Below are 8,029 nucleotides of genomic sequence, written 5' to 3'. Positions count from 1 at the left end.
AACACTTAAATTCAGCTTAAATTAAGTAGTAAAGGATTTATAAAATAAATATATATTAGGCTAAATTATGATCTGTATTATGTATTTGGAGTAGTAAAGTCTTGTTACGGTAATAAAAAAGCACATAAAACCAACACCTTCCAACCATACTAATAAAATGTGTTGGAGGTGAGTTTAATGGACAAAAAAGATTTTGAAAAAGTGTATAATGATTATTTACATCAAGGAGAAGAACAAGCTCAATTTGAAGTAGGCCATGAAGTTAATACAGGAGCAGAACAAATTGTTGCCGTTCGTAAAAATGATGATGGGGATTTAATAGCGTTTAAAACAAGTAGCGGAAGAGAGTTAGATTATATGACTGCTCTTAATGAAGCGAAATCAGGGAAATTAGCTCATGTGGACGTATTTCATAAGTATGGTAGAGATATTATACGTAGTGAAGCGGATGGAATAAAAGAAAATAACTTAGATAATTTACCTGCATTTTAAACGGGTAAACCTGAAGAAGAGAATGTTCATTTGGATATTCTCTTCTTTTCTTTCTCTACAAATAGACGGTTCATTTCTAGAGTGGGATCATACTTTTAAAGAGCGCTCTAAATTTCTCTTTATCTTCTGCTGTAAATGGTTTTGGTCCTTTTGTACGCTTACCGCTTTTTCGAACCATTGCACTTAAATAACGTGTTTGTAATAGTTGGTCAATGTTTTCATTCGTATACTTGTACCCTTTATGATGAAGAACGATACAGCCTTTTGCTAAAGCAAGCGAAGCAAGACCGTAATCTTGTGTTACGATTAAATCTTCTTTTTTTGCTAACTGCATAATTCGGTAATCTGCAGCATCAGCTCCAGAATCAACATAAATTGTTTCCACGCCTTTTGGCTGCTCTGCATTAGAATAATGAGAAAAGCTTGTAACGAGGGTAACAGGAATTTCTGCCTTCGTAGCTTCAAAAATAATTACATCTTTTACAGGGCAAGCATCTGCATCAACATAGATTTTCATTGGTATCACTCCTATAACTAGGTTCGTGTTGATGATAATGGTAGATTTAGGTTTTGTCAAACGAGGATTTTGTATTTCAACTTGCAAAAATTGTATATAATTTAAAATATATGTTAATATACAATTGGTGTAATAATGAAAATTTTCAGAAATGAGGAATTGAATGATTTATAAAGCAGATAACAATGTAAGGCAAAAGTTAGTTGAGATGTTTGATGATTTCGATAGTACGATTGTACTTTCCTATCTCCAAGGGCATATGGGAAATGCGTGGGTAGACAATCTCGAAAATCCAACTGTTGCTCAAATAACTGTAGGAATTTTTGTGTTTTATGCCGGGAATCCAAACGCAGAAGAGGCGGAAGAATTATTATATAATCTACCTGATTTTACTCTTGCCATTGTTGATTCGGATGAATGGAAAAAACGGATAGAGACTGTTCACAAAGGATCAATTGAGAAGTTTCAAAGGTTTAGATTTAATAAGAACCCCGGCGATTTAGATAAAGAATACATACGGGATATATTGTCTACATTACCCCAAAATTATGAAATGAAAAAAATTGATAAAGATATAGCAAAGTCATCTTCATTTCATGCACTCTCAGAAGATTTTACTAGTCAGTTTGATTCAATCGATGATTTTATTAATAGGGGCGTAGGGTACGCCATTTTAAATAAAGGACAAGTTGTTTCTGCTGCAACATCATTCAGTATATTTGATGATGGTATCGAGATTGAAATTGCGAGTCATCCTGAACATAGAAGAAAAGGTTTAGCTATGATTGTAGCATCTGCAATTATATTAGATTGTTTAGATAGAGGAAAATATCCTAGTTGGGATGGAGCAAATTCTGAATCTGTTGAACTAGCAAAAAAGCTAGGCTATACTTTGAAAGAATCTTATGATACATATTTTATTGAAATAAAAAAATGAACCAATACAAGTACATAAACTAAAGTGTTGTTTAGTTTATGTACTTAATTAAAAATGAATTAAATTATATTGATGATATGCAAGGATACTACTTATTTTCACAAACCAAAATAGCCTCCCGCAAACGAGAAATACCTTCCTCAATTTGATTAATATTCACTTTTCCATAAGATAAACGAATATAACCATCTTTCGCGCCGAAAATACTCCCCGGCATAAAGGCTATTTCTTGTTTTAAGCTTTGCATAATGAGTTGTTTTTCGTTTATCGGTTTTTTTAATTTTCCCCATATGTATATACCGCCGGACGGGTTTGAAAAAGAGATTTTATCGTGAAGTTGCTCGTTTAGAGCGCGGACGATAACGTCTCTTTTTTCTGCTAGTTGTTTTCGTAATGGTACGATATGAGACTGAAATGGTACCGTTTCGAAAAATTGTTGCATAAGCCACTGCGGGAATATACTCATTCCTAATTCCATTTGATGCCTTGCGTCTGATAATCTTTCTACTACAGACTGCGGAGCGACAAGCCAGCCGACTCGTAATCCTGGCGCAATCATTTTTGATAAAGAATGTACATAAATGACAGTTCCATTTTCATCAATTGATTTCAAAGTAGGGCAAGGTTGTTTCTTTTCTAGCGTAAGTAAACTAGAAGGGTCATCTTCAACAATCGCAATTCGTAAGTCTGCGCAAAGTGATAATAGTTTTTTTCTACGGTTAGGATGAAGCATTGTGCCCGTAGGATTTTGGAAGTTTGGATTTAAAAAGATCATTTTTATACGATGCTTTCTATATAATTCTTGCACATCGTCTGGATTAATACCGTGTTCATCGACGGGTAACGGGAAAATACGAATACCTGCTGATTGGAATAATGGCAGGGAATAACAGTGTGAAGGACTTTCGAAAGCAACAGCATCACCTGGATTTAATAAACATTGTACGATAAGGTGCAAGGCTTGCTGTGCGCCAGAAGTAATCATAATAGACTGCTCAGTCGCTTCAACTTTTAAATATTCCTTCATATATTTTACGACCGCTTGTCTTAGCGGGAGGTAGCCTTGCGGATGATCATAACTTAATGAATGCGTTAACGGTTGTTCTCGTAAAATTGTTTGTAGTTGATCGTGAGGATAAAGATTACAACCGAGCTCTCCGTTTGCAAAATCTATAATATTTTCATTTTGTTGTACTTCTGCTCGAATATGGCGAAGTAACGGTAAGTTTGGTAAAAACGTGCCACCTTCTACAAAATTTCTCCAGTTCGGCGTTAATGTTGGGGAAACGCCCCACATATGTGTACTTACGCGTGTCCCTTTACCAGACGTACTTTCTACAATTCCCATAGCACGTAGTTCATTATAAGCAGTCGTTACTGTACTTCGGTTTACATTTAACTGTGTAGCTAATTTCCGTTCGGAAGGGAGGAAGCTACCTGGAGGAAGTTCTCCGTATGTAATACGTTTTTCAATAAAGTCAACAACTTGCTGATAAATAGGGATTTTACTGTCACTATCTAGCTTCCATTCCATAAAAAACGCCTCCGTATCTTTTCACTACATCAAGTATAGCAAATTGGCTGGGTAAAAAAACAGCCAATTGGACGGTGTTTTATCCAGCCAATTTTACTATGCTAAATATGGAAGGGGAGATTCGGATGAAACGATGGCAAATGGAATGGCTCCTAGTATCAGTAGCATTAGTATGGGGAGCAAATTATACAATTGGAAAGTATGGCGTGGCATTTATGTCATCCATTCAATTTAATAGTTTACGATTTTTAGTAGCATCACCGGTATTATTACTTATTACATTTTTAATGGAACGCTCATTACGTATTGAAAGAAAAGATTGGTTACGATTAGTAGCAGTCGGTATCGTTGGTACGACAATGTATCAAACGATGTTTATGCTATCTGTGAAATATACTTCAGCAACGAACGCCTCATTACTAATTGCGATGTCACCTATATTTACAGGGATATTAGCAGTATTGCACAAACAAGAACGCTTTTCGATGAAAGTACAAATAGGTTCAATAGTAGCCTTTATTGGTGCCGCATTCGTTTTATTAACAGGTCATACAGGAGGAGCTACTTACGAGTATGCATGGCTCGGAAATATAATTGGATTAGTCGCAGCAATTGCGTGGGGATGGTATCCAATATTAGCACAACCTCTTATTACAAAATACTCCGCAATGAGAGTTACATCATGGTCTACTTTAATTGGAATTGTACCTCTAGTTATATACTGTTTATTTAACGTAAATACATTAACGTGGCCAGTAGATACGCCAAGCTGGGGATCACTAGCATATTCAATCATCTTTGCGACAATCTTTGGACTAGCAATGTGGTATGTCGGTATTAGTCAAATCGGTTCGACGAAAGTAATGGTTTATATGTATCTCGTACCATTGTTCGCAGTTATCTTTGCGGCAGTAACAATTGGAGAACAAATCAATATGATGCAACTCGTTGGCGGGCTTATAATCTTTATCGGCTTATATGTTGTAAAAAAAGGCGGAATCAAAAAACCAGCTCTCAATTTGAAAAAAGTAAGTTAACAGTAAAAAGGGTCTCTTTCATATAGAAGGAGACCCTTTTTGTTTTCGTAATAAAAGAGCTTGTTCAACAGCCCATTTTTGATGATCGTGAATGAGAAGTTCAACAGCAAGTAATGGAGATATCCACCTTAAAACATGATCATCCTCACAGTTTTCAGTTTGTTTCTGCGCCATGTTCGCAATGTAAAAGAACCCATCATTTAAATAATATGTATCTTCCTTTTCCGCATAAAAATATCGCATTGCATTACCGATATATTGATCAATTCCAATTGTCCAACCTAATTCCTCTAGTAGTTCGCGATGTAAACATTCGTCTTTTGTTTCGTTACCTTCCATACCGCCGCCAGGTAAAAAATAACGGTCTCCTTTTTGGATAACAGCAATTTTTAAAGAAGAAGATTGAAAAATGATCGCATAACAACTAGGTCTTAATTCATAATGAACGGTAGGTTTTTTTAAGCCAAACGTGAGTTTTGAAATCATAAAACACGACCTTTCTCTATAAAATACATAAAAGGAATATTAAGGTAAATGCAGAATTATATAAGTATAATCTTAAGAGATTGGAGTGATAACAAAATGATAAATCGAAAGTGTTCGCGTTGTAAAGAAATTACAGGTATGGTGCACGGTGGTAAAAAAATTAAGGAAGAATTTCTATGTGAGGACTGTTTGCAAAAAGGAATTGCGAGTGGGGAAATCGAATTATCACAAGTGGAAGAAAAACAAACTTCATATCTTTCTATAAAAATATTGAAAATAATGAGTGTGATTTATTTAATAGGATCAATTTTAATGGCTTTTTCTGCTGGATCGCTTATACATGATCCAGGATTTGGGGAAGTATCAATTTCAGGATCAGGTGCAGTTGGTGTTATTATTATTGGATCCATATTCCAGTCGGTACTTGTATTTTGCGGTATTTGGGTATTCATCTTATTAGTAGAAACAGTCATTAAAATTTATGAAAAAATGAAATGAGTGAGAGGGAGAAATACATGCGAGTAAGAAACATACAAGGGGAAGATTATGTAAAGATTCATTCTGTTTTAAATAATTGGTGGGACGGGAGAGATATGGCTGCCATGTTACCAAAATTGTTTTTCGTTCACTTTCAAGAAACGAGTTTTATTATTGAAGAAGAGGGAGAAACGTTAGGTTTCTTATGCGGATTTTTCTCACAAACGCATAAAGAGGAAGCGTATGTTCATTTTATTGGAGTAAATCCGAAATATAGAAGAAGAGGAATCGCATCGACATTGTATTCTTATTTCTTCGATGTCGCTCGTGCAAATAATCGTAAAGTTGTAAAAGCAATCACATCACCAATTAATAAAAAATCGATACAGTTTCATAGGGAGATTGGCTTTCGAATTGAGGCTGGGGATGATGAGATAGAGGGTGTATCGGTACATACAAATTATGATGGGAACGGCGGTAGTAGAGTTTTGTTTTTGAAAAATGTGTAAAAGTAGGCTAGCTTAACGTTAGCCTTTTTGTTGTGAGGAGATAAAAGTATGGAGAGTAAACAAAGTAGAAATGAATACTTACGACGCATTTATAAAGTGCAAGATTATATAGAATCAAACATAAATGATTCACTTTCAATTGAAGAGTTAGCGGATGTAGCCAGATTTTCAAAGTTTCATTTTCATCGGATTTTTAAGGGGATAGTAAACGAGCCATTATCACGGTATGTAAACCGATTGAAGTTAGAAAGGGCAACACATCTACTTACATATCGGACAGATATGACGATTACACATATTGCGTATCATTTCGGATTCACAGATTCAGCAGTTTTCTCCCGAACATTTAAAAGTCATTACGGAATAAGTCCATCTCAATATCGAAACGACAATAGCAAGAATTGCAAAGACGTAAGAAGAACTTCTCAATACAATGAATGTAAGAAGGTTCGAGGAAATGTTGAAATTGTATCAGTGGATAATATAAACGTCGCATACATAAGACATATCGGTACATATGAAGAGTTAACGATAGCTTTTCCGAAAATGATAGAGAAACTATTTCATTACGCAGCCAAGCAAAACTATCATGTATTTGAGGATACGAAAGTATTAACCATTTACCACGATCATCATGAATTTACTGAGGACTATCATTTAAGAACAAGTTTATGTATAACAATTCCAGATGAATCCGCAATAGAAACGAACGACATAGGAATAATGGTAATACCTTCAGGCAAGTATGCAGTAGGACATTTTGAAATATTCCAAGATGAATATAAAGGAGCATGGGATTTTTTATACGGTGAATGGTTACCAAATAGCGGATATAAACCGAGAGACTCATATCCTTTTGAAGTATATAGAAATGATCCAAAGCAGCATCCAAAGCAGCATCCAAAGCATAAACATATAGTTGATATATATGTACCTATCGAACCTTTTTAATTATAGGTTAAAGGGGAAGGAATAATGAAAACTGCTGAAAAGTTAGATCAGATTATAAAAGAAGAATATGAAAATATGAATGGTATGTTAGTAGTGCAGAAAGGTAATGTTATTTTTGAAAAATATTATAACGGTCACGGTCCAGATGATGCATTTCATATAGCGTCAGTTACAAAAACGATAACCTCTGCGCTAATTGGGATATGTATAGATAAAGGATATATAAAAAGTGTTGATCAAAAAGTAATAGAATTTTTCCCAGAATATAATTGTAATTCATCTGAAATAACAGTACGACATCTTCTTACGATGACAGCTCCACATCCTTTCGTAGACTGGCAGGAACCGTTAGAAGAACTATGTACGCAACAAGATTGGATACAGTATACGTTAGATAGGATAGGAAAAGGCGGAGAAATTGGGGCTTTTAAATATTCATCTGCAGGAGCTCATTTATTATCAGTAATTATTACGAGCGTAACAGGAAAAAGTGCGCGTGAATTTGCGAATGAACAGCTATTTCAGCCACTCGGTATGAGAGAAATTCCAAACTACAATATGAAAGTATTTGGATTCAATGATATATTCGGAAAAGATGTAAAGGGATGGGTTCATGATCCAAATGGTATTTCGACAGGCGGATGGGGACTAACGTTATCAGTTAGGGATATGGCTAAGTTTGGACAGATGTATTTGAATGAAGGTATTCATAATGGAAAACAAATACTATCAAAATCATGGATAAAAGAATCAACAGAAATGAACCAAAATCAATATGGTTATTTATGGTGGTTACGAGAAGAAGATGGAATCTTTTCACACTGTGCAATGGGTGACGGTGGGAATATGATTTGTTGTATTCCAGGAAAGGAATTGGTAGTGGTGATTGCGTCTGAAATTATACCGAATGCAGGGGATAGATGGGAATTGATTGTGAAATATATTCTTCCTTGTATACGGTCAAATAAATAATTTTAGTAAAAAGATGGTGTGAATTGGAGTTTCATACCATCTGTTTGTTTTATGACGGAAAGTTCAGGGGAATGTAAGAATCGTGTTAACAGATGTAAATATTAGGTTTTAAAGATA

Annotated in this window: 10 protein-coding genes; 7 read left to right on the top strand and 3 right to left on the bottom strand. The window is 35.0% G+C overall.

All coding sequences use genetic code 11. From position 1 onward, the window contains the following. Positions 1-177 precede the first annotated feature (177 nt). On the top strand, positions 178-492 hold the full coding sequence (locus KI369_RS05770; RefSeq protein ID WP_212955350.1) for a DUF3892 domain-containing protein: 315 nt from the start codon (positions 178-180) through the stop codon (positions 490-492). Positions 493-568: 76 nt separating this feature from the next. Here KI369_RS05770 and KI369_RS05765 read toward each other — a convergent pair whose 3' ends face one another. After that, the gene (locus tag KI369_RS05765; RefSeq protein WP_212955349.1) at positions 569-1,009 is read right to left on the bottom strand and encodes a YaiI/YqxD family protein; all 441 of its coding nucleotides are present in this window, start codon (positions 1,007-1,009) and stop codon (positions 569-571) included. Between the two features lie 163 nt (positions 1,010-1,172). On the opposite strand from KI369_RS05765, the gene KI369_RS05760 reads away from it, so the two are divergent. After that, positions 1,173-1,946, top strand: coding sequence for a GNAT family N-acetyltransferase (locus tag KI369_RS05760; protein WP_212955348.1), 774 nt, complete (start codon positions 1,173-1,175; stop codon positions 1,944-1,946). An 88-nt stretch (positions 1,947-2,034) separates the two neighbouring features. Here the strand turns inward: KI369_RS05760 and pdxR are convergent, their stop codons facing one another. Next, the gene (gene pdxR / locus KI369_RS05755) at positions 2,035-3,480 is read right to left on the bottom strand and encodes a MocR-like pyridoxine biosynthesis transcription factor PdxR (protein ID WP_212955347.1); all 1,446 of its coding nucleotides are present in this window, start codon (positions 3,478-3,480) and stop codon (positions 2,035-2,037) included. A 125-nt stretch (positions 3,481-3,605) separates the two neighbouring features. Here pdxR and KI369_RS05750 point away from each other — a divergent pair, with 125 nt between their 5' ends. Continuing rightward, positions 3,606-4,517 (top strand): DMT family transporter, encoded by a 912-nt coding sequence (locus KI369_RS05750; protein WP_212955346.1) that lies wholly within the window; start codon positions 3,606-3,608, stop codon positions 4,515-4,517. 18 nt (positions 4,518-4,535) lie between these two features. On the opposite strand, the gene KI369_RS05745 is transcribed toward KI369_RS05750, so the two are convergent. Then, positions 4,536-5,003: an NUDIX hydrolase gene (locus KI369_RS05745; RefSeq protein ID WP_212955345.1), complete on the bottom strand. Its 468-nt coding sequence runs from the start codon at positions 5,001-5,003 to the stop codon at positions 4,536-4,538. A gap of 96 nt (positions 5,004-5,099) precedes the next feature. On the opposite strand from KI369_RS05745, the gene KI369_RS05740 reads away from it, so the two are divergent. Genes KI369_RS05740 through KI369_RS05725 form a run of 4 tightly spaced genes read left to right on the top strand, consistent with a single transcriptional unit; the run spans position 5,100 to position 7,912 of the window. Next, the gene (locus tag KI369_RS05740) at positions 5,100-5,501 is read left to right on the top strand and encodes a DUF3980 domain-containing protein (RefSeq protein ID WP_212955344.1); all 402 of its coding nucleotides are present in this window, start codon (positions 5,100-5,102) and stop codon (positions 5,499-5,501) included. A 17-nt stretch (positions 5,502-5,518) separates the two neighbouring features. Beyond that, positions 5,519-5,989: a GNAT family N-acetyltransferase gene (locus KI369_RS05735; RefSeq protein ID WP_212955343.1), complete on the top strand. Its 471-nt coding sequence runs from the start codon at positions 5,519-5,521 to the stop codon at positions 5,987-5,989. A gap of 48 nt (positions 5,990-6,037) precedes the next feature. Continuing rightward, entirely contained in the window at positions 6,038-6,940 is a 903-nt protein-coding gene (locus KI369_RS05730; RefSeq protein ID WP_212955342.1) for an AraC family transcriptional regulator, read from the top strand. A gap of 24 nt (positions 6,941-6,964) precedes the next feature. Further along, positions 6,965-7,912 (top strand): serine hydrolase domain-containing protein, encoded by a 948-nt coding sequence (locus KI369_RS05725; protein WP_212955341.1) that lies wholly within the window; start codon positions 6,965-6,967, stop codon positions 7,910-7,912. Positions 7,913-8,029 lie beyond the last annotated feature (117 nt).

This window comes from Bacillus sanguinis (assembly GCF_018332475.1).
Taxonomy (GTDB): Bacteria; Bacillota; Bacilli; order Bacillales; family Bacillaceae_G; genus Bacillus_A; species Bacillus_A sanguinis.
Note: the sequence above shows the minus strand (reverse complement) of the source record. Positions and strands in the feature narration are given on the sequence as shown.